The sequence below is a fragment of the Yinghuangia soli genome (assembly GCF_021502675.1).
Classification (GTDB): Bacteria; Actinomycetota; Actinomycetes; order Streptomycetales; family Streptomycetaceae; genus Yinghuangia; species Yinghuangia soli.
On record NZ_JAKFHA010000024.1, the window covers coordinates 1 to 22,240 of the forward strand.

Annotated in this window: 30 protein-coding genes; 23 read left to right on the plus strand and 7 right to left on the minus strand. The window is 72.5% G+C overall.

Annotation, left to right across the window (positions count from 1 at the left end):
- The 6 genes from LZ495_RS30050 to LZ495_RS30075 form a co-directional block, all read left to right on the plus strand.
- A partial coding sequence (locus LZ495_RS30050) for a SulP family inorganic anion transporter (RefSeq protein WP_235056089.1) occupies positions 1–1,579 on the plus strand: 1,579 nt, incomplete at its 5' end.
- Positions 1,576–2,037 carry a pyridoxamine 5'-phosphate oxidase family protein gene (locus LZ495_RS30055; protein WP_235056090.1) on the plus strand — a complete coding sequence of 154 codons (462 nt, stop codon included), beginning with the start codon at positions 1,576–1,578 and terminating at the stop codon, positions 2,035–2,037. The genes LZ495_RS30050 and LZ495_RS30055, both read left to right, overlap by 4 nt.
- The gene (locus LZ495_RS30060; RefSeq protein WP_235056091.1) at positions 2,034–2,453 is read left to right on the plus strand and encodes an ATP-binding protein; all 420 of its coding nucleotides are present in this window, start codon (positions 2,034–2,036) and stop codon (positions 2,451–2,453) included. Before LZ495_RS30055 ends, LZ495_RS30060 begins: the two co-directional genes overlap by 4 nt.
- Before the next feature lie 49 nt (positions 2,454–2,502).
- Positions 2,503–2,703, plus strand: a complete 201-nt coding sequence (locus tag LZ495_RS30065) for a DUF8834 family protein (RefSeq protein WP_235056092.1) — start codon at positions 2,503–2,505, stop codon at positions 2,701–2,703.
- Positions 2,700–2,885, plus strand: coding sequence for a hypothetical protein (locus LZ495_RS30070; protein WP_235056093.1), 186 nt, complete (start codon positions 2,700–2,702; stop codon positions 2,883–2,885). The genes LZ495_RS30065 and LZ495_RS30070 overlap by 4 nt, the downstream gene beginning before the upstream one ends.
- Before the next feature lie 180 nt (positions 2,886–3,065).
- On the plus strand, positions 3,066–3,407 hold the full coding sequence (locus LZ495_RS30075) for an ArsR/SmtB family transcription factor (RefSeq protein ID WP_235056094.1): 342 nt from the start codon (positions 3,066–3,068) through the stop codon (positions 3,405–3,407).
- Positions 3,408–3,538: 131 nt separating this feature from the next.
- Here the strand turns inward: LZ495_RS30075 and LZ495_RS30080 are convergent, their stop codons facing one another.
- Both LZ495_RS30080 and LZ495_RS30085 read right to left on the minus strand, forming a co-directional pair.
- Positions 3,539–3,754 (minus strand): hypothetical protein, encoded by a 216-nt coding sequence (locus LZ495_RS30080; RefSeq protein ID WP_235056095.1) that lies wholly within the window; start codon positions 3,752–3,754, stop codon positions 3,539–3,541.
- A 206-nt stretch (positions 3,755–3,960) separates the two neighbouring features.
- Positions 3,961–4,329 carry an ArsR/SmtB family transcription factor gene (locus LZ495_RS30085; RefSeq protein WP_235056096.1) on the minus strand — a complete coding sequence of 123 codons (369 nt, stop codon included), beginning with the start codon at positions 4,327–4,329 and terminating at the stop codon, positions 3,961–3,963.
- Between the two features lie 105 nt (positions 4,330–4,434).
- On the opposite strand from LZ495_RS30085, the gene LZ495_RS30090 reads away from it, so the two are divergent.
- Positions 4,435–5,961: an NAD(P)-binding domain-containing protein gene (locus tag LZ495_RS30090; RefSeq protein WP_235056097.1), complete on the plus strand. Its 1,527-nt coding sequence runs from the start codon at positions 4,435–4,437 to the stop codon at positions 5,959–5,961.
- 144 nt (positions 5,962–6,105) lie between these two features.
- Positions 6,106–6,474, plus strand: a complete 369-nt coding sequence (locus tag LZ495_RS44270; protein WP_268823530.1) for a hypothetical protein — start codon at positions 6,106–6,108, stop codon at positions 6,472–6,474.
- 64 nt (positions 6,475–6,538) lie between these two features.
- Here the strand turns inward: LZ495_RS44270 and LZ495_RS30100 are convergent, their stop codons facing one another.
- Together LZ495_RS30100 and LZ495_RS30105 are read right to left on the minus strand one after the other, a co-directional pair.
- Positions 6,539–7,021, minus strand: coding sequence for an ArsI/CadI family heavy metal resistance metalloenzyme (locus LZ495_RS30100; protein WP_235056098.1), 483 nt, complete (start codon positions 7,019–7,021; stop codon positions 6,539–6,541).
- A 66-nt stretch (positions 7,022–7,087) separates the two neighbouring features.
- Entirely contained in the window at positions 7,088–7,264 is a 177-nt protein-coding gene (locus LZ495_RS30105; protein ID WP_235056099.1) for a hypothetical protein, read from the minus strand.
- Between the two features lie 95 nt (positions 7,265–7,359).
- Here LZ495_RS30105 and LZ495_RS30110 point away from each other — a divergent pair, with 95 nt between their 5' ends.
- The 5 genes from LZ495_RS30110 (at position 7,360) to LZ495_RS30130 (ending at position 9,934) form a co-directional block, all read left to right on the plus strand.
- Positions 7,360–7,725, plus strand: a complete 366-nt coding sequence (locus LZ495_RS30110) for an ArsR/SmtB family transcription factor (RefSeq protein WP_235056100.1) — start codon at positions 7,360–7,362, stop codon at positions 7,723–7,725.
- An 85-nt stretch (positions 7,726–7,810) separates the two neighbouring features.
- Positions 7,811–8,116: an ArsR/SmtB family transcription factor gene (locus LZ495_RS30115; RefSeq protein WP_235056101.1), complete on the plus strand. Its 306-nt coding sequence runs from the start codon at positions 7,811–7,813 to the stop codon at positions 8,114–8,116.
- 62 nt (positions 8,117–8,178) lie between these two features.
- Complete coding sequence (locus LZ495_RS30120; protein WP_235056102.1) at positions 8,179–8,955, plus strand: aquaporin; 777 nt, start codon at positions 8,179–8,181, stop codon at positions 8,953–8,955.
- Complete coding sequence (locus LZ495_RS30125; RefSeq protein WP_235056103.1) at positions 8,955–9,476, plus strand: three-helix bundle dimerization domain-containing protein; 522 nt, start codon at positions 8,955–8,957, stop codon at positions 9,474–9,476. The genes LZ495_RS30120 and LZ495_RS30125 overlap by 1 nt, the downstream gene beginning before the upstream one ends.
- Positions 9,477–9,529: 53 nt before the next feature.
- Complete coding sequence (locus LZ495_RS30130; protein ID WP_235056104.1) at positions 9,530–9,934, plus strand: arsenate reductase ArsC; 405 nt, start codon at positions 9,530–9,532, stop codon at positions 9,932–9,934.
- A 519-nt stretch (positions 9,935–10,453) separates the two neighbouring features.
- Here the strand turns inward: LZ495_RS30130 and LZ495_RS30135 are convergent.
- Entirely contained in the window at positions 10,454–11,269 is an 816-nt protein-coding gene (locus LZ495_RS30135) for a sulfite exporter TauE/SafE family protein (RefSeq protein WP_235056105.1), read from the minus strand.
- Between the two features lie 113 nt (positions 11,270–11,382).
- Here LZ495_RS30135 and LZ495_RS30140 point away from each other — a divergent pair, with 113 nt between their 5' ends.
- The 5 genes from LZ495_RS30140 to LZ495_RS30160 all read left to right on the plus strand — a co-directional run bounded on the left by LZ495_RS30140 (position 11,383) and on the right by LZ495_RS30160 (position 15,370).
- Entirely contained in the window at positions 11,383–11,742 is a 360-nt protein-coding gene (locus tag LZ495_RS30140; protein WP_235056208.1) for an ArsR/SmtB family transcription factor, read from the plus strand.
- Positions 11,739–11,912, plus strand: coding sequence for a hypothetical protein (locus tag LZ495_RS30145; RefSeq protein WP_235056106.1), 174 nt, complete (start codon positions 11,739–11,741; stop codon positions 11,910–11,912). Before LZ495_RS30140 ends, LZ495_RS30145 begins: the two co-directional genes overlap by 4 nt.
- Before the next feature lie 94 nt (positions 11,913–12,006).
- Positions 12,007–12,477 carry a GNAT family N-acetyltransferase gene (locus LZ495_RS30150; RefSeq protein WP_235056209.1) on the plus strand — a complete coding sequence of 157 codons (471 nt, stop codon included), beginning with the start codon at positions 12,007–12,009 and terminating at the stop codon, positions 12,475–12,477.
- Between the two features lie 383 nt (positions 12,478–12,860).
- The gene (locus tag LZ495_RS30155) at positions 12,861–13,442 is read left to right on the plus strand and encodes a hypothetical protein (protein ID WP_235056107.1); all 582 of its coding nucleotides are present in this window, start codon (positions 12,861–12,863) and stop codon (positions 13,440–13,442) included.
- An 863-nt stretch (positions 13,443–14,305) separates the two neighbouring features.
- Positions 14,306–15,370 (plus strand): XdhC family protein, encoded by a 1,065-nt coding sequence (locus LZ495_RS30160; protein WP_308268667.1) that lies wholly within the window; start codon positions 14,306–14,308, stop codon positions 15,368–15,370.
- Here the strand turns inward: LZ495_RS30160 and LZ495_RS30165 are convergent.
- The gene (locus LZ495_RS30165; protein ID WP_235056109.1) at positions 15,279–16,175 is read right to left on the minus strand and encodes an AraC family transcriptional regulator; all 897 of its coding nucleotides are present in this window, start codon (positions 16,173–16,175) and stop codon (positions 15,279–15,281) included. The two genes, LZ495_RS30160 and LZ495_RS30165, sit on opposite strands and share 92 nt — an antisense overlap.
- 162 nt (positions 16,176–16,337) lie before the next feature.
- Between LZ495_RS30165 and LZ495_RS30170 the strand changes: the two genes are divergently transcribed.
- From LZ495_RS30170 to LZ495_RS30190, 5 genes are all read left to right on the plus strand, one after another.
- Positions 16,338–16,643, plus strand: coding sequence for a putative quinol monooxygenase (locus LZ495_RS30170; protein WP_235056110.1), 306 nt, complete (start codon positions 16,338–16,340; stop codon positions 16,641–16,643).
- 110 nt (positions 16,644–16,753) lie between these two features.
- Positions 16,754–17,737 carry an alpha/beta hydrolase gene (locus tag LZ495_RS30175; RefSeq protein WP_235056111.1) on the plus strand — a complete coding sequence of 328 codons (984 nt, stop codon included), beginning with the start codon at positions 16,754–16,756 and terminating at the stop codon, positions 17,735–17,737.
- 36 nt (positions 17,738–17,773) lie between these two features.
- Positions 17,774–18,373 (plus strand): (2Fe-2S)-binding protein, encoded by a 600-nt coding sequence (locus LZ495_RS30180; protein WP_235056112.1) that lies wholly within the window; start codon positions 17,774–17,776, stop codon positions 18,371–18,373.
- On the plus strand, positions 18,370–19,398 hold the full coding sequence (locus LZ495_RS30185; protein WP_235056113.1) for an FAD binding domain-containing protein: 1,029 nt from the start codon (positions 18,370–18,372) through the stop codon (positions 19,396–19,398). Before LZ495_RS30180 ends, LZ495_RS30185 begins: the two co-directional genes overlap by 4 nt.
- Entirely contained in the window at positions 19,395–21,515 is a 2,121-nt protein-coding gene (locus LZ495_RS30190) for a xanthine dehydrogenase family protein molybdopterin-binding subunit (protein WP_235056114.1), read from the plus strand. Before LZ495_RS30185 ends, LZ495_RS30190 begins: the two co-directional genes overlap by 4 nt.
- Here the strand turns inward: LZ495_RS30190 and LZ495_RS30195 are convergent.
- Positions 21,440–22,087: a MerR family transcriptional regulator gene (locus LZ495_RS30195; RefSeq protein ID WP_235056115.1), complete on the minus strand. Its 648-nt coding sequence runs from the start codon at positions 22,085–22,087 to the stop codon at positions 21,440–21,442. The genes LZ495_RS30190 and LZ495_RS30195 overlap by 76 nt on opposite strands.
- Positions 22,088–22,240: the final 153 nt, after the last annotated feature.

Below are 22,240 nucleotides of genomic sequence, written 5' to 3' on the forward strand. Positions count from 1 at the left end.
GGGGTTCGGGATCTCGTCGGGGGGCGGCGGCGGCGCCGGGGGGGGGGCCGCCCGGGTCGCCGGGGTGCTGGCGGCGGTGTTCGGCGGGTCGAATCTGCAGGTCTCCGGGCCCACCGGGGCCATGACCGTCGTGCTGGTGCCGATCGTGCACGAGTACGGCGCGTCCGGCGTCCTGACCGTCGGCTTCCTCGCCGGGCTGCTGCTCATCGCGCTGGCAGTGGCACGAGCAGGCCGGTACATGGCGTACGTCCCGGCTCCCGTGGTCGAAGGCTTCACGCTCGGCATCGCCGGTGTCATCGCGTTGCAGCAAGTCCCGGCGATGCTCGGGGTCCCCGCTCCCGAGGGCGACAAGACCGCCGTGGTGGCGTGGCACGCCGTCGAAGAGTTCGCCCGCGAACCGCACGGTGCCGCCTTGGCGTTGGCCGTGCCGGTGGCGCTGATGATGCTGGTGGGCGCGCGGTGGCGGCCGACGATTCCGTTCTCGCTGCTCGCCGTGGCCGCCGCGACCCTGCTTGCGCAGTACACGCACCTGGACGTGGCACGCATCGGCGAACTCCCCGCCGGACTGCCTGCTCCCTCGTTCGGGTTCCTCGACCTGTCCGCGGTCGGCTCGCTGCTCGCGCCCGCGGTCGCCGTCGCGGCCCTGGCGGCGCTCGAATCGCTGCTGTCGGCCACCGTCGCGGACGGCATGACGGTCAATCAGAAGCACGATCCGGATCGTGAGCTGTTCGGACAGGGCGTGGCGAATTTGGCGGTGCCGCTGTTCGGCGGGGTGCCGGCGACCGCCGCCATCGCGCGCACCGCGGTCAACGTCCGTAGTGGGGCTGCTTCCAGGTCGGCCGCCATCACGCACGCGCTGGTGCTGGCCGCTGTGGTGTTCGCCGCCGCGCCGCTGGTGGCCCGGATCCCCGTCGCGGCGCTGGCCGGGGTGCTGGTGGCGACCGCGGTGCGCATGGTCGAGGTCGGCTCGGTGCGGGCCATCGCCGGATCGACGCGGTCCGACGCCGTGGTGCTGGTGCTGACGGCCGCCGCGACCCTCGCCCTCGACTTGGTCAAGGCCGTGGTCCTCGGCTTGCTGGTGGCCGGCGCGCTGGCGCTGCGCGCGGTGGCGAAGAACGCGCGCGTCGACCAGGTCCCCCTGGGCGACGACCTTCCCGAGGACCACCGCGCGGAGGAACACGCCCTGCTGGCGGAGCACATTGTGGCGTACCGGATCGACGGGCCGCTGTTCTTCGCCGCCGCGCACCGGTTCCTGCTGGAACTGACCGAGGTCGCCGACGTCCACGCCGTCATCCTGCGGATGTCCCGGATCAGCACCATCGACGCGTCCGGCGCCCTCGTCCTCAAAGACGCGGTCGACCGCCTCGGACGCCGTGGCATCGCCGTGTACGTGTCCGGCATCCGCGAGGGCCACCACCGCACCCTGGACGCCCTCGGTGTCGTGGACGAACTACGTGTCTCCGGAAGGGTGTTCGACAGCACTCCGGAAGCGATCGCCGCCGTTCGGCGGCACCTGCACGACAGCGGGATCCTGCCCGCCGACGCCCTCGGCCCCGTACCTGTGGAGAGCACCCGATGACCAAGCACAGCTCCTCGGCGCCACGGCTGGTGGAGGTATCCGGCGCCGAAGCGCTGTGGCTGCTCGAAGGCGCCCGCATCGGACGCCTGGTGTTCACGCTCCACGGCCTGCCCGCGGTCCGTCCCGCCGGCCATGTCCTGGAGCACGGCACGCTGGTCGTGCGCGCCGCCGTACCGCTCGTCGCGCTGAGGATCCCCGGCGGCGGGCCCGCGGTCCTGAGCTATCACGCCGACGAGGTCGATCCGGGCTCCGGGCGCGGTTGGACGGTGACTGCGCACGGCCCTGCCGAACCGCTCACCGAGCCGCACGCCGAGGCGCACTACCGGCGCGTGCTGCCCGGTTGGGCGCACGGCCCGCACGACACGCTGCTGCGTCTGCGCCCGCAGAGCACCGCCGGGTACCGGCTCGGCCGCCTACTGGCTCCGGTGCCGGACCCGCATCCGGGTGCCACACCGTGAACGTGCTGACCCCACGGCACCGCCGCCACGTACTGACTGCGCCCTCGGTCCCCGCCACCGTCACTCTGGCGCGCCGGACCGGCGAGCAGACCTGGGCGGCGTGGGGCGTCAATCCCTCCCACACGATGCTCGGCCCCGCACTGCTCATCCTCACCGAGTTGGTCACCAACAGTGTCCGGCACGCCGCCGAGGCCTCCCCCACCCTCGACGTCATCTACGCCCACGCCGACGGCGTGCTCGCGTTCGCGGTCCACGACCGCCACCCGTTCCTGCCGCGCTTCGTCCGCGGCGCCGCCCCGCACGGGCACGGTCTCGAACTGACCGCCGAACTGGTCGCCGAACACCGCGGCGTGCACATCGCCCGCCCGGACATCGACGGGGCCGGCAAGACCGTCTGGATCACCCTGCCGCTGTGACACCCGCAATCCACCCGACCGCTGGACCCATGCGAAAGAGGTGCCGTCCGTGTCCTTCGAAATCACCGTGATCACCCCCGACGGCAAACCCGCCGAACCGCGGCGCGTGGACGCCGCGACCGCGCGCACGCTCATCGACCAAGCCGCCGCGGACGGGCAGCAACTGCGGATTCGCCCGACCTCTGCAGCGCACGCCGCCGAACCGGAGTCCGGACGCGAGTCCCTGCCGGCAGCCGGGGCGCCGCAATGAACGACGACACCCCTGAGGCACCGGAACGGCAGATCCCGCCGCCGCCCGTGCGGCGAGGCGAGTCGCAGCGCGACATCGAACGCGGGATCCTCCGCTGGATGTTCGTGTTCTTTTTCGGCACCCACCTCATCGGCGGCGCCATCTGGCTGGCCATCTATCTGTCCGGGCGCGGCGGACGCTGACCCGTTTCGGAAGCCGCCGCCACCGAACGCCGGGCACACTCCGTCGACGCTCGCGTGCGCGCTGGGCGCCCTGCAGGACGCGCTTCGGCAGGCGCAAGCCGACGGGGTAGCGTTTCCCGCACCGGGCGAGCACATGATCGTCGAGTCGGAGCTGTGTGAGGGCGGAAAGGGTTGAGCGCGGTGGCGGTTCCGCTGTACGAAGCGAAGGCGGAGTTCTTCCGGATGCTCGGGCACCCCGTCCGCATCCGGGTGCTGGAGCTGCTCCAGGAGGGGCCGATGCCGGTCCGCGATCTGCTGGCCGCGATCGAGATCGAGCCGTCCAGCCTGTCGCAGCAGCTCGCGGTGCTGCGCCGGTCCGGGATTGTCACCGCCGAACGGGACGGGTCCACGGTGGTGTACCGGCTCGCAGGCGGCGACGTCGCCGACCTGATGCGGGCCGCCCGGCGCATCCTCACCGAGATGCTCGCCGGACAGAACGAGCTCTTGGCGGAACTGCGCGACGCCGAGTCCGCCGCGTCGTAGAAGGGCGTCCAACAGCTCGCCGGCCTTGTGGGTGCCGAGAACTCCATCCGTGCAGATGGCAGCTGGTAAGGCTGCGTATGACCCGTTCGCCGGCTGAGCCCACAGAAGTGATCACTGTTGCGGCAGCATGCTCAGCTGTGCTGCGCCGATTCGCCTACCTCGCCGTGACGAACGCGTTCGCCGCGCTGCGGCTGCTGCCCATCAGCGACCGCGACAAAGATGCCGAGATCCTGGCTCTGCGTCACCAGATCACCGTCCGCGAACGCCAACTCGACAACCGGCAAACGCGGTTCACGGGGCCGGACCGGGCGATGCAGCGCCAGTACATCCTCGCGGTCATCGAGCACACCACCCGGCGCATCCGCGACCGGGACGGCAAGTTCCCGGCTCTGTTCGACGAGATCCGCGCCGACGCACGGATCCGCACCGTTCTGACCGCGGTGCGCACCCCTCGGATGAACGCGGTCGAGGCTGGACGGGCTCAGGGCATACGCGCCGCTGAGCTGCCTGCCGGTGGGCGGCGCGGGCGACGGGTGCTCCCGAGACGGGCTGCTCAGCTGCAGTCGCCGTCGGCGGTGCGGCAGGCGTCCAGGCCTTCGGGGCTGGAAGAGGCGAGGGTGGCGAGCAGGCGCATGGGGGTGACGAGGGCGTCGCAGCACAGGGCGTAGACGTTGGCGCGGCCGCGGGGGGTGACGGTGACCAGTCCCTGGTCGCGCAGCGGCGCGAGGTGGTGGCTGACCAGGGTCTGGCCCAGGCCGGTGGCGTCGGTGAGTTCGCGGACGGTATGGGGGCGTTCGGCGAGCAGGAGGACGAGGGTGAGGCGGTGCTCGTCGCCCAGCGCCTTGAGGAGCGGCGCGAGGGTCGCGGCACGGGTGGCTGCGGTCTCCGGCTCCAGGAGGTGGATGTCCAGCGTCTGCGTCATGTCCGCCATTGTGCCACAGCACTTATTGGCATCAACAGCATTTGCTGTTTATAGTTGCCGTCGTTGTCAGGACCCGTTTCCCGTGAACGACCGAGGAGTCATGCCATGAGCACCGCCCAGGACCAGGCCGCGGCCCAGCTGCCCGTCGTCGTCATCGGGGCCGGCCCGATCGGGCTCGCCGCCGCGGCGCACCTCGTCGAGCGCGGCCTGGAGCCGCTGGTGATCGAGGCCGGGGCGAGCGTCGGCGCCGCGATCCAGGAGTGGGGGCACGTGCGGCTGTTCTCGCCGTGGGAGTTCGACACCGACGCGGCAGCACGCCGGCTCCTGGAGCCGACCGGCTGGACCGCGCCGCCGGCGGAGATCCTGCCGACCGGCGCCGAGCTGGTCCGCGACTACCTCGCCCCGCTGGCCGCGACCCCGCAGCTGGCCTCGCGGATCCGCACCGGCACCCGCGTCATCGCGGTGTCGCGGCGCGGCGTCGACAAGACCCGCACCATCGGACGCGAGGACCACCCGCTGTTCGTCCGCACCGTCGACGGCGAAGGCGTCGTCCGCGACATCGAGGCCCGCGCGGTCATCGACGCGTCCGGGACCTGGGGACGAGCGAACCCGCTCGGGGACTCCGGCCTGGCGGCGGTCGGCGAGGCGGAGGCCGCGCCGTACCTGAGCGGCGCGCTGCCGGACGTGCTGGGCCGCGACCGCGCCCGGTTCGCGGGCAAGCACGCGCTGGTGGTCGGCATGGGCCACTCGGCGGCGAACACGCTCCTGTCCCTGGTCGAGCTGGCGGAGACCGAACCCGGTACGCGGATCACCTGGGCGGTGCGCGGTGCCTCGGTGGCGCGGTTGTACGGCGGCGGTGACGCGGACGGGTTGCCGGCGCGCGGTGCGCTCGGCTCGCGGGTAAGGGCGGCCGTGCAGGCGGGCGTGATCACCCTGGTCCGCAGCTTCACCATCGCCAGGTTCGAGGTGCCCAAAGGTGCTTCAGGCCCGGTGCAGGTTGTCGGCAGCACTCCCGAGGGTGTGCAGAGCATCGCTGCGGACGTCGTCGTCGCGGCGACGGGGTTCCGCCCGGACCTGGACATGCTGCGCGAAGTCCGGCTGGAGATCGACGCGAGCACCGAAGCGCCGGTCAAGCTCGCGCCGATGATCGACCCGAACTTCCACAGCTGCGGCACCGTACCCCCGCACGGCGAACGCGAACTCGCGCACCCCGAGCAGGACTTCTACATCGCGGGCATGAAGAGCTACGGCCGCGCGCCGACATTCCTGATGGCGACCGGCTACGAGCAGGCACGCTCGATCGTCGCCGCCATCGCCGGCGATCGCGAAGCCGCCGACAACGTCGAGCTGGAGCTGCCGGAGACCGGCGTCTGCTCGACGAACCTGCCCGGCGAGGACGAGGCCGGCAACTGCGGCAGCTCGTGCGGGACCACCGCCGAACCGGTCACCGTGTCCTCCTGCGGCGATGCCGCGGAGTCTGCGGCGTCGCCGTGCGGAACGGCCGAGGCTCCTGCCATCGAGGGCGACGGGTGCTGCGGTCCGTCCGTTCCGGAGCCGGTGAAGATCGGCGTCGGGTTCGCCACCGGTCTGCCGAACGGCCTTGCAGGCGCGCTCGAACGCGGCGACGCCTGACCTTGACCCGGTCGCGACGGAGCGGGCAGGCGTCGATGTCGGCGTCCCGCCCGCTCCGCGTACCCCGGCGACCGCACCTCCCGCGCCTGAAGCCGCGGCCGACGCACTTCTTCGGCCGCGGCTCCGTGCTGTGCTGATCGCGCTGTGCGTCACCGAGATCACCAGCTGGGGCATCCGCTACGGGGCGCCGCGTCGTACGGGACGCTGTCGGGCATCCGGTCCGCACCGGCGATGGCCGCCTCCGCGCTCGCGCCGTGGGCGGGTGCGGCGCTTGCCGGGCCGCTCGGCGGCGATCCGCACATGTTCGCGCTGCCGGCGGCGCTCGACTCGCCGCCGCGCTGCCCGCGTTCGGCCCATCCCGCTCCGAGGAACGACCGCATGAGCGTCCCGCACCGCCACAATGTCGTCGTCATCAGGACCGGCACCGCGTCAGCCACCCTCAACGGGGCCGCGCGCACCGCCAAGCCGGCCGTCGCCGAGATCGTCCGGCAGCTGCAGGAAGGCGCGTTCTGACGCAGGCAGCACGAAGGCCCGGGACGCACCGTCCCGGGCCTTTGCCGTGCTTCGTGCTGCCGTGTCAGCAGCAGCCGCCACTACCGGCGGGCTGCAGCTCGAGGGCCTGCACACCTTCCGGCGCGTCGGCGGATGCGGCCGGGAGGCAGCAGGCGCTGCCTTCGTCGCGGGGGAGCTGGTCGGCGTCGGCCTTGACGACGTAGACCTCCCAGGGCTCGGCGCCGGGGCCGTGCACCCAGACCTTGTCCTGGACGGCGTAGCAACAGGTGGTGTCGTTCTCCTCGACGGTGGCCAGGCCCGCGCCGGCCAGCCGGGTGGTCGCGGCGGAGACCTGCTCGGCCGTCTCGACCTCGACGCCCAGGTGGTCCATGACGGTGGGCTCGCCCTCGGCGCCCTGGATCAGGACGAGCTTGAGTGGCGGCTCGGCGATCGCGAAGTTGGCGTAGCCGTCGCGGAGCTTGGCGGGCTCGGTGCCGAACAGCTTGCTGTAGAACGCGATCGAGGCGTCGAGGTCGGCGACGCGGAGCGCGAGCTGGACACGGGACATGGTGCGACCTCCTGGAGGTGTGGGCCGTGCTCGGATTCGGAGTCGGTCCGGGTCGGGCGGGGCGGACTAGAACGCGCCGTGGATCGCGGACAGCTGGTTGCGCGTGCGCTGGGCGTCGGCGCGGCAGGCGCTGTCGCAGACCCGGCTGCAGCAGTCGCTGAAGCTCACCGACGCGAGCCGGCGTGCGCTGCGGCGGGCCGCTGCGGCGGCGAAGGTGCTGCGTACGCGCTGGATGCTGTTCATGTCCGCCCCTTGGAGTGCTGTTCCGACGCCTTGTTTCGACGTCTGTCGATATCCAGAAGCTTGCCTCGGGAATCGACGGCTGTCAATATTGACGTATGTCGAATCTGCGAGAGCTTCCGATAGTCGAGACCGCCGCCGCCGGCGTCGTGCCGTGCTGCGCGCCACTGGCCCGCGAGCCGCTGACCGCGCCCGACGCGGAGCGCCTCGCGGTGATGTTCAAGGCGCTCGGCGACCCGGTGCGCCTGCGGCTGTTCTCGATGGTCGCCTCGCACGAGGGCGGCGAGGCGTGCGTGTGCGACATCCAGGACGTGGGCGTCTCGCAGCCGACGGTCTCCCACCACCTGAAGAAGCTGCGCGACGCCGGCCTGGTCACCTCCGAGCGGCGCGGCACCTGGGTCTTCTACAAGGTCGTCCCCGAGGTCATGGCGACGCTGTCGGGACTGCTGGGCCAGAAGGTGTGACGCCGCTCCGGGACCGCGGGTCCGTCACCGGATGTTCACCCGGCGGGACTGGCATCAGCCGTGACTGATCTGTGAGCATCAGTTCATGCTGACGTCAGTTGAAACTGATCTGATCCGGGTGCTGGCCGATCCGCTGCGCCTGCAGATCGTCCAGCTGCTGGCCAAGGAGACCCTGTGCACCACGCACCTGGTCGAGATCACCGGCGCCAAGCAGACCAACCTGTCCAACCACCTCAAGGTGCTGCGCGACGCGGGGGTCGTGGAGACCGAGCCGTGCGGACGCTTCAAGTACTACCGGCTGCGCCCGGACGTCCTGGAGTCCGTCGCCGCCTCGTTCACGGACCTGGCCGCCACCGCACGGGCCAACGCCGGCGCCAAGCGCGTCTGCTGACCCGCCGCACCCGCACCGCCTTGCCCTGCCCAGATCGACCTGCCCGGTTCCCAGGAGTCCCGTTGACCGCCACGCACCCCGCCGACCCTGCGGAGCCCGCCATAGCCGCCGCCCCGCAGCCCGCCCCGGGAGCGACGCCGCCGCGCGTCCCGCTCGCCCGCCGCGCCGCTGCGGAGTTCGTCGGCACCGCTGCGCTGGTCGCCGTCGTGGTCGGCTCCGGCATCCAGGCCACCGAGCTATCGAAGGACGTCGGGGTGCAGCTGCTGGCGAACTCCCTCGCCACGGTGTTCGGCCTCGGCGTGCTGATCCTGCTGCTCGGGCCGGTCTCCGGCGCGCACTTCAACCCGGTCGTCACCCTCGCCGAGTGGTGGACGAAGCGCCACGGCGGCGGCGGGGTCACCTCGCGCGAGGTCGCCGCGTACGTCCCCGCCCAGGTCGCGGGCGCGATCGGCGGCGCGGTCCTCGCCGACGCGATGTTCGACCGCGCGCTGGTGGAGTGGTCCACCAAGGACCGCTCGGGCGGCCACCTGCTGCTCGGCGAAGTCGTCGCCACCGCGGGCCTGGTGCTGCTGATCTTCGGGCTCGCCCGCACCGACCGGCTTCAGTACGCGGCCGTCGCGGTCGCCTCCTACATCGGCGCGGCCTACTGGTTCACCTCGTCCACGTCGTTCGCGAACCCGGCCGTCACGGTCGGCCGCGCGTTCTCCGACACCTTCGCCGGGATCGAACCCGCCTCCGTCCCCGGCTTCGTCGCCATGCAGCTGATCGGCGGCGCCGTCGGACTCGCGCTGGTCGCCATGGTCTTCGGCCGCGGCAGTGGGAGCGGGAAGGACTCGTGATGGCCTCCGTCGCGGACCTCGTCCCCAAGGCGCTGACCGCAGGCGCCGTCCAGCGCCTCGCTGCCGCGTACGCCGGGGTGTTCCCGGGACGGGCCGTGCGCGCGATGGTCGAGGACTCCTATCTGCCGCTCGCCGCGTATGCCAGGGTCCCGAACCATCTGCCGCGGCCGGCCGGGCGATTCGCCGCCCAGCGCCTGGACCCCCTGGCCCACAGCAGCGCCGACGCCGCCGAGCGCGGCGCTCGTGCGCTGTTCGTGTGCACCGCGAACTCCGGCCGCTCCGAGTCGGCCGCCGCCCTGTTCAACCACCGCGCCCAGGGCACTGCGCACGCCTGGTCGGCCGGCACCGCCCCGGCAACGGAGATCGAGCACGCAGTCGTCGCTCGCTGCGCGAGATCGGCCTGGACACCGGCGAGGAGTTCCTCAAGCCCATCAGCGCCGAGGCGGTCCAGGCTGCCGACGTCGTCGTCACCCTCGGCTGCGCCGACGCACCGCCGCTGCTCGAAGACGGAACACCCGTGACCGCCGCACCGCCCGACCCCCTGCACCACACCCCGGAAGGAACCCCGATCCCCATGTCCGACAAGCCCTCCGTGCTGTTCGTCTGCGTCCACAACGCGGGCCGCTCCCAGATGGCCGCCGGGTTCCTCCGCCACCTCGGCCGCGACCGCATCGAGGTCCGCTCCGCCGGCTCCGTCCCAGGCAACCAGGTCAACCCCGTCGCGGTGGAGGCCATGAAGGAGGTCGGCATCGACATCGCCGACCAGACCCCCAAGGTGCTCACCACCGAGGCGGTCCAGGCGTCCGACGTCGTCATCACCATGGGCTGCGGCGACGCCTGCCCGATCTTCCCCGGCAAGCGCTACCTCGACTGGGCCCTCGACGACCCGGCCGGCCAGGGCATCGACGCGGTGCGGCCGATCCGCGACGAGATCGAGCAGCGGGTCAGGGTTCTGATCGGCGAACTCGTCGGCGAGTAGCGCGGCGACGTCGCCGCGGCCGCCGCCCACCGCATGGTCGGCGGCCACCGCTCCTGCGGGACGACCTCGCCGCCGACGGGCACCGGAAGCAGGTGGACCGGTTCGCCGTTCGGGGCAACCAGACGGTGGTTGCCGGTGGCGCCCCAGGTGTGCACCGGGCCGTACGCGTCCAACGCCCGCAGTTGGGTGCGCGCGAACGGCTCGAACAGCAGGTGCTCGGGCTCACCCCCGGCGAACGCCGCCACCACCTCGTCCGGCGCGTACCCGTCGGCTCGGGCCCGGTCGCAAAGGGGAAGCAACCACTGCTGGGCCCAGCAGCGGCGCATCAGCGGATCCAGGCCGAGCCAAGCCGCCCCGCGGGTCCCGGGCCCGCCAGGCGGGATTGGCGGAGTCGGACACGCCGCCCACCACGTGCACGTGGGCGGCCATCTCCTCGAAGTCCGTGGCTTGATGGTGCGCGGCCCCACCGACACCGCCCGCCGGCCCGAGCCCGGCGCCTGGAGCCGGGACGGGGGAGGTTCAGCCGTGCCGGGCGAGCTTGACCGCGGACACCAGCAGGATCAGCGCCAGCGCGGGGATCAAGACGAGGTTCGGGAACACCCCGAGCAGCAGCCCGCCGCCCACGGCGCCGGCGACCGAGCCTGCGGCCATGACGGCCGCGAAGCGCCAGTTGGCGCCGAGCACGGCGAAGCTCCCGTCGCGGCTGTAGCGGGCGAACGCCACCAGCATCGTCGGCAGGGAGACCAGCAGGGACAGGCTTCCGGCGGTCTTGATGTCGACCGCGAACAGCAGCACGATCGTGGGGATCAGCAGCTCGCCGCCGGCCACACCCATGATCGCCGCGACGACCCCGATCCCGAAGCCCGCCACCACCCCGGCCGGGATCTGCGCCCACCGCGCCAGGTCGAGGGCGCCCGCGGTGGAGGTATGCGTGGCCAGCAGAGCCGCCGCCATGAGCACCATCAGCGCGGCCAGCACCTTGTACAGGGTGGCGCTGCGCATCCGCACTGCCCAGGACGCACCGGCCCACGCCCCCAGCAGGCTCCCCGCCAGCAGGTTGACCACCACCGGCCACTGCGCCGCCACCTGAGACGCGGACACCGCCGCCAGCCGGGCGGGCAGCGCGACCAGGACCACGACCAGGCTCATCGCCTTGTTCAGGATCACCGCCGAGAGTGCCGCGAGGCCGAACAGGCCGATCAGCAGCGGCAGGCGGAACTCCGCGCCGCCCAGCCCGATCATCCCGCCCAGGACACCGATGCCCGCCCCCGCACCGAACACCAGCGGTATGGAGTGCAACGAGCGTGGGGCGGCGACAGCGCTTTCCGTGGTCACGACGGGCATCCTCGCCGCTGCCGGCCCCCAACCGCCACTGTGCGTTCGCACCACCAACAACGGGCGCGGAAGGGCTTCACACCCGCCCGTCAATCTATTATCGTCGATTGACGATGAAAGAGAACGCTGCCCGCCCGCACCTGCTCGACGCCGACACCGCCGCCACCTACGCCGCCTGGTTCAAGGCGCTCGCCGACCCGACCCGGGTCCGGCTCGTCAACCTGCTGGCCGTAGAACGCCGCCCCATGAGCGTCGGCGAAATCGTCGAGCGCTCCGAGGTCGGCCAGTCGACGGTCTCGCATCACCTCAAGCTGCTCGCCGAGGTGCGGTTCGTCCTCGCCGAGAAGCGCGGCACCTCCACCTTCTACCGCGTCAACGAGAGCTGCCTGTCCTGTTTCCCCAGCGCCGCCGACGCCGTCATGGGCCACCCCGCCCCCGACCCCGCGGCCGTCCCCTGCGAGGAACCGACATGAGCGACCACGACAACACTGCCGCCAAGGCGGACGTCGTCGCCCGCGTACGCGACCGCTACGCGCGGGCACCCGCGGCATCAGGCGAGACCGTCCTGGAACTCGGCTACGGCATCGACGTTCTGCCCGCCACCCGCCGCGTCGGCATTGCCCCCAGACCGGGCCCGGCCTGACCGCCGCCGCCCTCCGCGCCCATCGACCGGAGCACACATGACCGCCCCCACCACCACACCCGCCGGCGCCGGAACCGCCTTCCACATCACCTCGATGCGGCCCGAACACGCCGAGCAGGTTCTCGCGATCTACCAAGCCGGTATCGACACCGGCGACGCCACCTTCGAGACCAGCGCGCCGACCTGGGATGCCTTCGACCGGTCCAAGCTCCCCGACCAACGCTACGTCGCCGCTGATGCCGACGGCCGCCTGCTCGGCTGGGCCGCCGCCTCGGCCGTCTCCGACCGCTGCGCCTACGCCGGCGTCGTCGAACACTCGGTCTACGTAAGCCCCGACGCCCAAGGCCGCGGCATAGGCCGCGCCCTCCTCGACACCCTGATCGCTTCCACCGAGGCCGCTGGCATCTGGACTGTGCAGTCCGGCGTCTTCCCCGAGAACACCGCCAGCCTTGCTCTCCACCACGCCGCCGGATTCCGCATCGTCGGCACCCGCGAACGCCTCGGCCGCCGCGACGGAGTCTGGCGCGACGTCGTCCTCCTCGAACGTCGCAGCACGACGCACTGAACGCGGTGGGGGCGCAGGTTGGCCCATCGCATTCCCCTGGAGCCTTCCAATTGGGTGCGCCGGAAGGTGCAGCCAGCCCGCGCCGCCTCGTCTGCCCGCAGCTCGCCGATCTCCGCACCATCACGGAGGACGCCGACGCTGCCCGCCACGGAGTTCATGACGAACAGCAGGATCGGCAGGGACCGACGCGGCGGCGGCGAGCTGGGAGAACTCCTCGCGGGGGCTGGTCCCGCCGAGGATCTGGATTGGCGGGGCAGTGTGTACCGGGAGTCCGGAACCGGTCCCGGGGGCGCGGATCGGGGGTAGCCCCGATGGTCCGGGATCGCTCTGCGTCAATACGCTGGACCCGGTCGGCACAAGGGAGTTCACTCAGGGGGTAGGCGATGAACCGCACCGCTTTCGCCGACCGGGTGGAGTGGCGCTGCGCGCACTGGCAGATGTTCCGGACGCTCGCGGTGCTGACCGGACTGTCGGCGATCCTCGCCTTGGTCGCGGGGCTGGTGCTCGACGACATGGCACCGGCGCTGGTGCTGGCCGTCTTCCTGGGCGCCATGGCCGCAGGGACGGCCCTGGTCGGCAACGAGCGCAGCAAGCGGCTTCTGACGCTGGACGCGGCGGGGCTGACGACGGTCAAGGCCGGCGCTGCGACCCGCCTCGGGTGGCACGAGATCGCCGCGGTCCACCTGAGGCTGCGCTCCGCGGTGAACCCCATGGCGGGAGCTGCGTTCGTCCGCGCGACCGCACGCGACGGGCGGATGGCCGAAGCAGCCCTGGTGTTCGTCGAAGTGGGCGTATTCCTCGACCTGCTGATCGACCTGAACACGCCGCTCGCCGCACACGGCCTCCCGCTGACACTCGAAGGCCCGCAAGCACTGCAAGACGAACTCGCCTCCCTCCGCGCGAGCGCCGCACCCCGGTCCCCGATCCCGCCGCGCCCCACCACGGACCCGCCCGGACCACGCTGACCTGCCCGCGGTCCCGCAAGCCTCACCGAGCCGCGATCGGGGCGCACATCGGGCTTTCGTAAGCCGCCCGTGCGGACGATCCACGGGCTGCCGCCCGGGAGTTCCGGGCAGGCGGGGACCATGACGACGGACACCGCCTCGCGAACTCCGCCCCATGGAAGGCCAGACGTTCCGCAGCCTCACCGGGGATGCTCATCCCGAACTCCGGACCAGGGGGGACGAGCAGGCCCGTCTCGACGAGAGTCAGCCCGTTCTCCTTCGCGGTGGCCGGTGGCAACGTGAGCGGCTGACGGGGTCGATGACGGCGACGACTCCGAGCAGGCTTGTGCAGTCGTCCGGGGCGTGGTCGGCGGTGTCGATCGCGGTCACGCAGTCGAGCCATTCGTCGCCGATCCCGGTGACCGGCGCAGCGGCATCGTCAAGGTCCAGTCGGTTCGCCCTGTCGGCTCAGGCCTGGTTGCGGAGCTGGGCGAGGACCACCGTGCCTGCGGCCTTGCCGCCCTGGTCGCCGCCCATGCCCCCGATCGGGATGGACACCGTCGCGCGGCCGGGCCGCGGCGTGCAGGTCGCCGGTCACGTGTCGTTGGTCCGCTGCAGCACGCCCTGCCTCACGGGAGGGCCCCTGCCTTTTCGCCGTAGGTTCCGGGCCCGGATGCCGGCGACGCTCGGTGGTCGGCAGGATCGGGCAAGGTTCCGCGAGGATCCGCCGGGGACCTCAGCGCGCGGAGCTGCTGTGATGGTTGCAGTCTGGCCGCGAGGGCGCGGGCCGCGACGTGGGTGGCAGGCCCAGCCCTGCCGGGGGGCGCGAAGTGCTGAGTGAGGTATGGCCGTTCGTTCGCGAATGCGGTCACGAGGGGCTGCCGGTGGTACTGGCCCGGCTCGTGGGGCGGGACGGGAGCGGGTCACGGCCGCTGGGGTCCACGATGGCCGTCGCGGCCGACGGCCGGTGGCGGGGCTCGCTGTCCGGTGGATGCGTGGAAGGAATCGTGCTGGACGCTGCCCGGGCACTGTTCGGTGGCGCCCCGGCCCGGGTGCTGAGTGTGATACCGGGCGAGGAGATGTTGCCTTGGGAGGAAGCGCCGGCGTGCGCGGGCGAGTTGCGTGTCCTGGTGACGCCGGTGCCGCCCCGACCGGTGTTCGCGGCCGTCGACCGGGCGTTCACGGAGGATCGGCCGTTGACCCTCGCGGTCGGACTGCGCCCTCCGCACCGGTGGTCGTGCGCCGAGGGGATCGGTGCACTGCCGCGGGTCGAGGACCGGTTCGTGGAGGAACTGCGCCCGCGTCGTCGCCTGGTGCTGGTCGGCGCGACCGATCTGGCTGCGGCCCTCGCGGGGTTCGCCGACCCGTTGGAGCGCGCGGTGGTAGTGCTCGATCCGCGACCTGGGCATCTCGCCTCGGGCGCGTTCCCGTCCGGGGTCCAGGTGGTGCGGACATGGCCGGACGCGTGGCTGGCTGCCCATCCGCTGCGCGAGGACGACGCCGTGGTGGTGGTGAGCCACGATCCACGCATCGACGACGCGGCGCTGCGGGCGGCGTTGCCCGGGCCGGCGGGCTACGTCGGCGCGTTGGGAAGCCGCGCCACGCACGCGCGGCGTCTGGCTCGGCTGCAAGGCACGCCTGGACTGGCCCGGTTGGTGGGCCCGGTGGGACTGGACATCGGCGGTGTGTCGCCCGCGGAGACGGCACTGTCGATCCTGGCCGAGTTGGTCGCGGTCGAGCGTGGTCGTGCGGGGCGGCCGTTGCGGGAGGGTCGGTTCTCGATCCGGCCAGAGGCGGCGGGTGCACGCCGACGCGAACCGGGCGGGTCAGGGCCGAACGCGCCGGCAGGCAGGGTCGTCAGTCGGCCGTCGGAGGACTTTCGGGCTGCCGGAGACGCAGGGCGTCCCGGCTCGGCGGGACACCGAACTGGCGGCGGTACTCGCGGCTGAACTGCGAGGGGCTGTCGTAGCCGACGCGACGGCTGACCCCGGTGATGTCGCCCGGACGGGCGGCCAGTTGGATCCGCGCCTCCTGGAGCCGGATCTGCTTCTGGAACTGGATCGGGCTCATCGCGGTGGCGGCCTGGAAGCTGCGGTAGAACACGGATGCGCTCATCCCGGCCTGACGGGCGATGTCGTCGACGCGGAAGGACTCGTGGTAGTTCTCGCGGATCCAGCGGACCGCCCGGGCGATGTGCGTGATGCTGCTGTCCGCGAGGCCGAGCTGCCGTACGGTGGCGCCCTGTTCGCCGGTGATCAGGTACCACAGCATCTCGCGGATGATCAACGGCGCGAGCACGTCGCGCCCCTGCGGGCGGTCGAGAAGGCGCAGAAGTCTGAGGGCCGCGTCGAGGAGTTCGGGAGTCGCGTCGCAGACCGCCATGGCCGACGGCGTTCCCTCGGGCTGCGGCAGGTCGCCGGGGGCGGCTTGGAGGAGCAGTTCGGCGACGGCGTTGGGGTGCAGCGTCAGCCCGATGCCGAGCGCGGGACGGTCTTCGTCGGCCTCGGAGAAGTAGCCGGTGATCGGCATGTCGACGGAGGCGACAAGGTACTGCCCTGCGCCGTATTCGTAGACCCGGTCGCCAAGGGCGATGTGCTTGGCGCCCTGGACGATCAGCGCCATCACCACACCGGTCCGCTCCGGGGCCGGCGGCGAGGTGCGCGTGACCTTCGCGATCCGGAATCCGTCGATGCCGGTGCTTGCGTCCGGTCGCACGTGGCGTTCGATCAGGCTGCGCATCTCCTCGAGGCTCATCCCGGAAGTGAATCAACGCTGCCCCGCGCCGCGCCAGGATTCCGCGAGGATCAGGCAAGCACGCGATGCCATCGTTCTAACGTTTCCGCAGGTCAGGCTGCTTCGATTGTGAGGTCGGAAAGATCCGGGCGCGACGACCGCGCCGACCTGAAGGAGACTCCCATGACCGTCGCTCACGGCTTCCAGGCGACCATGACGGCTTTGCCCGGCAAGGGCGACCGACTCGTCGAGCTGCTGCTGGACGCGCCGTCGCTGCCGCACGAGGACTGCCTGGTCTTCCTCGTCGCCCGCTCCGCCACCGCGCCGGACACGGTCCACGTCACCGAGGGCTGGACCAGCAGCGAGGCGCACGCCGCATTCTTTGCGACCGCCGAAGCCGCCTCGCTGGTCGCGCAGTTGCAGCCGCTGCTGTCTGGCGAGCCGGAGTACTCCGACGCGATCCCGGTCGGCGGCAAGGCCGCGTTCTGAGCCGTTCGCGCCGCCGCTCCGCCGCGCCCCGCACTGTGCCCCCGGAGCGCGGCCGAGCAAGGCCTCCGACGCCCCAGCCCTCGATCTCGCCAGCCTCAAGGACGGTTGCCATGCCACTGCTTGCCCCCGCACTCGACCCGGAACTGAACGACCTCCTGGCCGGCCTCCCGCCCGGTGGCCGACTCGACGTCGAACTCCTGTCCGCGATACGCCCGTTCTCCGTCACCCCCGCAGAGACCGCCCTGCGCGGCCACGCAGTCGAGCGGCGCGACGCGGCCGCGCCCCGTCCGGACGGAACGGCCGTCCCACTGACCGTGCTGACCCCGGCGGGCGGTGCGCCCGCCGGGGCCCCGTGTGTGTACTGGATCCACGGGGGCGGGATGGTGATGGGCGACCGCTTCTCCCAGATCGATGTCCCGCTGGACTGGCTGACCGCGTTCGGCGCCGTCGTGGTCACCGCCGAGTACCGGCTGGCGCCTGAGCACGGCGGCACAGCGCTCGTCGAGGACTGCTACCACGGGCTGCTGTGGACGGCCTCCCACGCTGCCGAACTGGGGGCCGATCCGGACCGGGTGGTCGTCGCCGGGGTAAGCGCGGGCGGCGGACTGGCCGCCGGCACCGTGCTGATGGCGCGTGACCTGGGCGGACCGCCGGTCGCCGCGCAGGTGCTGGTCTGCCCGATGCTCGACCATCGCAACTCCACAGTGTCCGCCCGCCAGTTCACCGGACGGCCCGCGGTCTGGACCGGCGAGATGAACGCGTTCGGCTGGGCAAGTGTGCTGGCCGGACTGGGCTCGGCCGAGGTTCCGGCGTACGTTTCGCCCGCGTTGGCCGCCGACTTGTCCGGGCTGCCGCCCACGTATGTCGACGCGGGAACCGCCGAGGTCTTCCGGGACGAGGACGTCGCCTTCGCCAACGGCGTCTGGGCGGCCGGCGGCGACGCCGAACTGCATATCTGGCAGGGCGGGTGCCACGGTTTCGACGCGCTGTTCCCGCAGGCACGCCTCTCCGCGGCGGCGCGCCGCACCCGCCGCGACTGGCTCGCCAGGGTCCTGGACAGCACCGCCCGGCCGGACATCGCCGCCCGGGCCTGAGTCGGGCTGAACCAACCTCCGAAGAAGGGAACACGCATGTCCGACCGCACCCGCAGTGCCATCACGCTGCACGCGAACGGAGACGCCCGCGCACTGACCGTCGACAACCGCCGGACCCTCCTCGACGCGCTCCGCGACGACCTGGGGCTGACCGGCGCGAAGAAGGGCTGCGACCACGGGCAGTGCGGAGCGTGCACGGTCCTGGTGAACGGCCGCCGCGTCGTCTCCTGCCTGACCTTGGCCGCGGCCGCCGACGGCAGCGAGGTCACCACGGTGGAGGGACTCGCGGGCGCGGACCGCCTCTCCCCGCTCCAAGAGGCATTCGTCCGCCTCGACGGCCTCCAGTGCGGATTCTGCACACCCGGCCAGTTGTGCTCGGCTACGGCGGTCCTCGCCGAGCACGCAGCCGGCTGGCCCAGTGCGGCGACCCGGCCCGACCGGCCCTATGCGCCCGGTCGTCCGACGCCCGCACTCGACGCCGCCGAGATACGCGAGCGCATGAGCGGCAACCTGTGCCGGTGCGGTGCGTACCCGCAGATCGTGCGCGCGGTCCTGGAGGCGGCGCGCGACACCGCCGCCGAGCACGCACACACCCCGGAGACCGGCGCGGCCGACCTCGAGGAGTCGCACGCATGAAGGAGTTCGCCTACCTGCGGCCCACCCGAATCCACGATGCGCTGACCGCCGCCGCAGGCCGGGACGACGTCCGCTACCTGGCGGGCGGCACGAACCTCGTCGACCTGATGAAGGACGAGGTCTACCGCCCCGCCGTGCTCGTGGACGTCCGGCATCTGCCGCTCGACGGCGTCCGCGACGCGCCGGACGGCGGTCTCGTCATCGGCGCCACCACGACCAACAGCGACGTCGCCGCGCATCCGCACGTGCGGCTGCGCTACCCCGCGTTGAGCCAGGCGATCCTGGCCGGCGCCTCCGGCCAGCTGCGCAACATGGCCACCGTCGCGGGCAACCTGCTCCAGCGCACCCGGTGCGGCTACTTCGCCGACCCCTCCCAGCCGTGCAACAAGCGGGCGCCGGGCAGCGGTTGCCCCGCGATCGCCGGCGAGCACCACAATCACGCGATCCTCGACTGGTCCGAGCACTGCGCCGCCACGCACGCCTCGGACATGGCCGTCGCATTGGCCGCCTTCGACGCGGTGGTCCACTACGAGACCCTCGACGGCCCCGGCATCGTCACCCTTGCCGACCTGTACCTGCCACCCGGCACCACACCCGACCGCGAGACCACGCTTCCGGCCGGGGCGCTGATCACCGCCGTCGCGTTGCCGGGCGCGGCGGCGTCGAGGCGGTCCCGGTACCGCAAGGTCCGCGAACGGGCCTCCTACGCCTTCGCCACCGTCTCGGCCGCCGCCTCGCTCGACGTCCGTGACGGACGGGTACACGACGTGCGGATCGCCTTGGGCGGCGTCGCGGCCCGCCCCTGGCGCGCCCGCCACGCCGAGGCCGTCCTCGCCCAGCAGGCCGCCACCACCGAGCACTTCCGCGCGGCCGCACGCGCCGAACTGGAGGCTGCCCGGCCGCTGCGCGGCAACGCCTACAAGGTCGCGCTGGCGGAGAACCTCATCACCGCGGTCCTCGACGACCTGGCCGCGTCTCATGACGGGTCCGCCGCCCCGTACGACACCCAGGAGGGTTCCCGGTGAAGATCCCCGCCCCGCAGCACTCCGGCGCGGTCGGAGTGGCCCGGCCCCGGCTCGAGGCCCCGGACAAAGTCGCGGGGAAGGCCCGCTACGCCGCCGACGCGGCCGTCCCAGGCTCAGCGTTCGGCTACGTCGTCACGGCCCCCGTCGCGCGCGGACGTGTCAGGCACATCGACAGCGAGGCGGTCCGCGGCATGCCCGGGGTGGTCGGCGTCCTCGACCACCGCAACGCCCCTCGGCTCAACCCGGAGGCCGGCAACTTCTTCGGACCCGACGGCAGCCTGCGTCTCCTCCAGGACGACGCCATCCCCTACGCCGGACGCCCGGTCGCGCTGGTAGTCGCGGAGACCTTCGAGCAGGCCCGCACCGCCGCTGCCGCGCTCCGCATCGACTATGCCACCGCTACCCACGACACAGGCTTCGCTGCCGACCACCCCTCGGCCCGACCGGCCTCGACCGCATTCGGCCCCGACGCCGAGATCGGCGACGTGGAAGCCGAACTCGCCGCGTCCGCCGTCATCGTCGACGAGCGCTACCGCACCCCCGAACAGCACGGGGCCGCCATGGAGCCGCACAGCGCCACCGCCTGGTGGGAGGACGGGCGCCTCCAGGTCCTCGACTGCAACCAGGGGCCCTTCACGATGGCCATGACCCTGGCCGTGCTGCTCCGGCTCGACCCAGCCCAAGTCCGGATCCGGGCCGAACACGTCGGCGGCGGCTTCGGCTCCAAGAGCATGCTCGGTCCCCACCTGGTCCTCGCCGCGATGGCCACGACCGTGCTCGACCGTCCCGTGCGCGTCACCCTCACCCGCGCCCAGGTGTTCCAGACGGTGGCCATGCGTCCGGCCACCGAACAACGCCTGCGCATCGGCGCAGATACCGACGGGCGGCTGCGCGCCCTGCACCACGAAGCCGCGTTCGCCGGTTCCCCGATCGCCGAATACGTCGAGAACTGCCCCGAACCCAGCAAAGTCCTGTACGCGGCGCCGGCGATCCGCACCCGCCTGACCACCGTGCCGCTCGACATCCTGCCGCCCTACTCGGTGCGCGGACCCGGCCTCACGCCGGGCTCGTTCGCCCTGGAATCCGCCATGGACGAGGTCGCCGAACGCCTCGGCATGGACCCCGTCGACGTGCGGCTGCGCAACGAACCCGCCGCCGGCCCCGTCACCGGGTTGCCCTTCCGAGGCCGCAACCTGGCCGCATGCCTGCACGAAGGCGCCCGCCGGTTCGCCTGGCACACCCGCGACCACCGCCCGCGCCGCCGTCGGGAAGGCGGCCTGCTGATCGGCACCGGCATGGCCGCGACCTGCTTCAGCACCGGCGCACTGCCTTCCTCCGCCACCATCACCGCCGAAACGGACGGCACGTACACGGTCGCAATCGGGGCCTCCGACATCGGCACCGGTGCCCGCACCGCGCTGACCGCGATCGCCGCCGACGCCCTCGATGTCGGCCCCGAACGCATCCGGCTCCGCATCGCCGACAGCGACCTCGGCCTCGCCTGGGCCGCCGGCGGGTCGCGCGGCACCACCTCGTGGGCCTGGGCCATCACCATGGCCGCCGCCGAACTCCGCGCAGCCGCTCCGGCCACCCGCCCGTTCACCGTCTCGGCGGACACCAGCGAAGCCTTCGCCGCCCTCCCGTACGCCGAGCGCCACGCCTACAGCGCGGTGTTCACCCAGGTCGCGGTCGACCCGGCCACCGGCGAGATCCGGGTACGCCGCCTTCTTGGCGTGTTCGCCGTAGGCCGCATCGTCAACCCGCTGCTGGCCCGCAGCCAGGCCGTCGGCGGCCTGATCACCGGCCTGTCCACGGCCCTGCACGAGGACGGCACCCGCGACCGGGTCACCGGCCGCAACGCCAACCCCGACTTCGCCGGCTACCACATCGCCGCCCACGCCGACGTGCCCGGCATCGAGGCCCACTTCGTCCCCGACCACGACCCCGACGACCCCTCTGGCATCAAGGGTATCGGCGAGATCGGCACCGTCGGCACCGCGGCGGCCATCGCCAACGCGGTGTGGCACGCCACCGGAACCCGTCAACGCACTCTGCCCCTACGCCTCGACCGTGTCCTCGAACCCGGGCGAACCGAGGGGGATCTTCCGGTCCGGTGATCCGGACGGCGGCACCTTGTCCGGCTGGAGGCGACGGCCGCGCCATGGGCTCCGCGCCGACGATGACGACGCCGCAGTGGGGGCGGCGAGGTGTCGGGCACATGCGGAACGGTCCGATCCGGCGCGGCTGGTGCGCCGGTCACGGCGGTGCCCACAGCCGCCTCCGATTCCGCCATCGCACCCGCGTACCAGCTCGCGACGTCGCGATGGTCGACTGCGGCCTCCACCGCCGCGACCGTCCGGGCGGGCTCCGCTCGCAGCTCGACGTCGATCGGCGCCGGGTCGGGCCGAAGCAGGCGGCGCAGCGACACGACCGCGGCCCGAGTGCGATCGAGCACGTCCTCGAGGCGTTGCAGGTGGTCCCTGATCAGGGCCGCCCGGACACCAGGGTCGGGGCTCCGCAGGATCCGCCGCACGTCGCTCAGGGGCACGTCGAGCTCGCGGAGCCGGTGGATGACCTGCGCGGTCGGAATTTGGTCGACGCCGTAGTAGCGGTAACCGGTGGTCTCGTCCACAACGGCGGGTTCCAGCAAGGCCGCCTCGTGATACCGGCGCAGGGTCCGTACGCTCAAGTGGGTCAGCCCAGGGCGTCGAAGTAGGCGATCACCCGGACCGCGGCCTCCGCCTCCGGATCCAGCGCGGACAACCGCAGCAGAAGTCCCTCCACGCCGGCCGAATCCACGCTTGAGCAGCCCAGCGACGGCACACCAGCAGCGCTTCTGCGT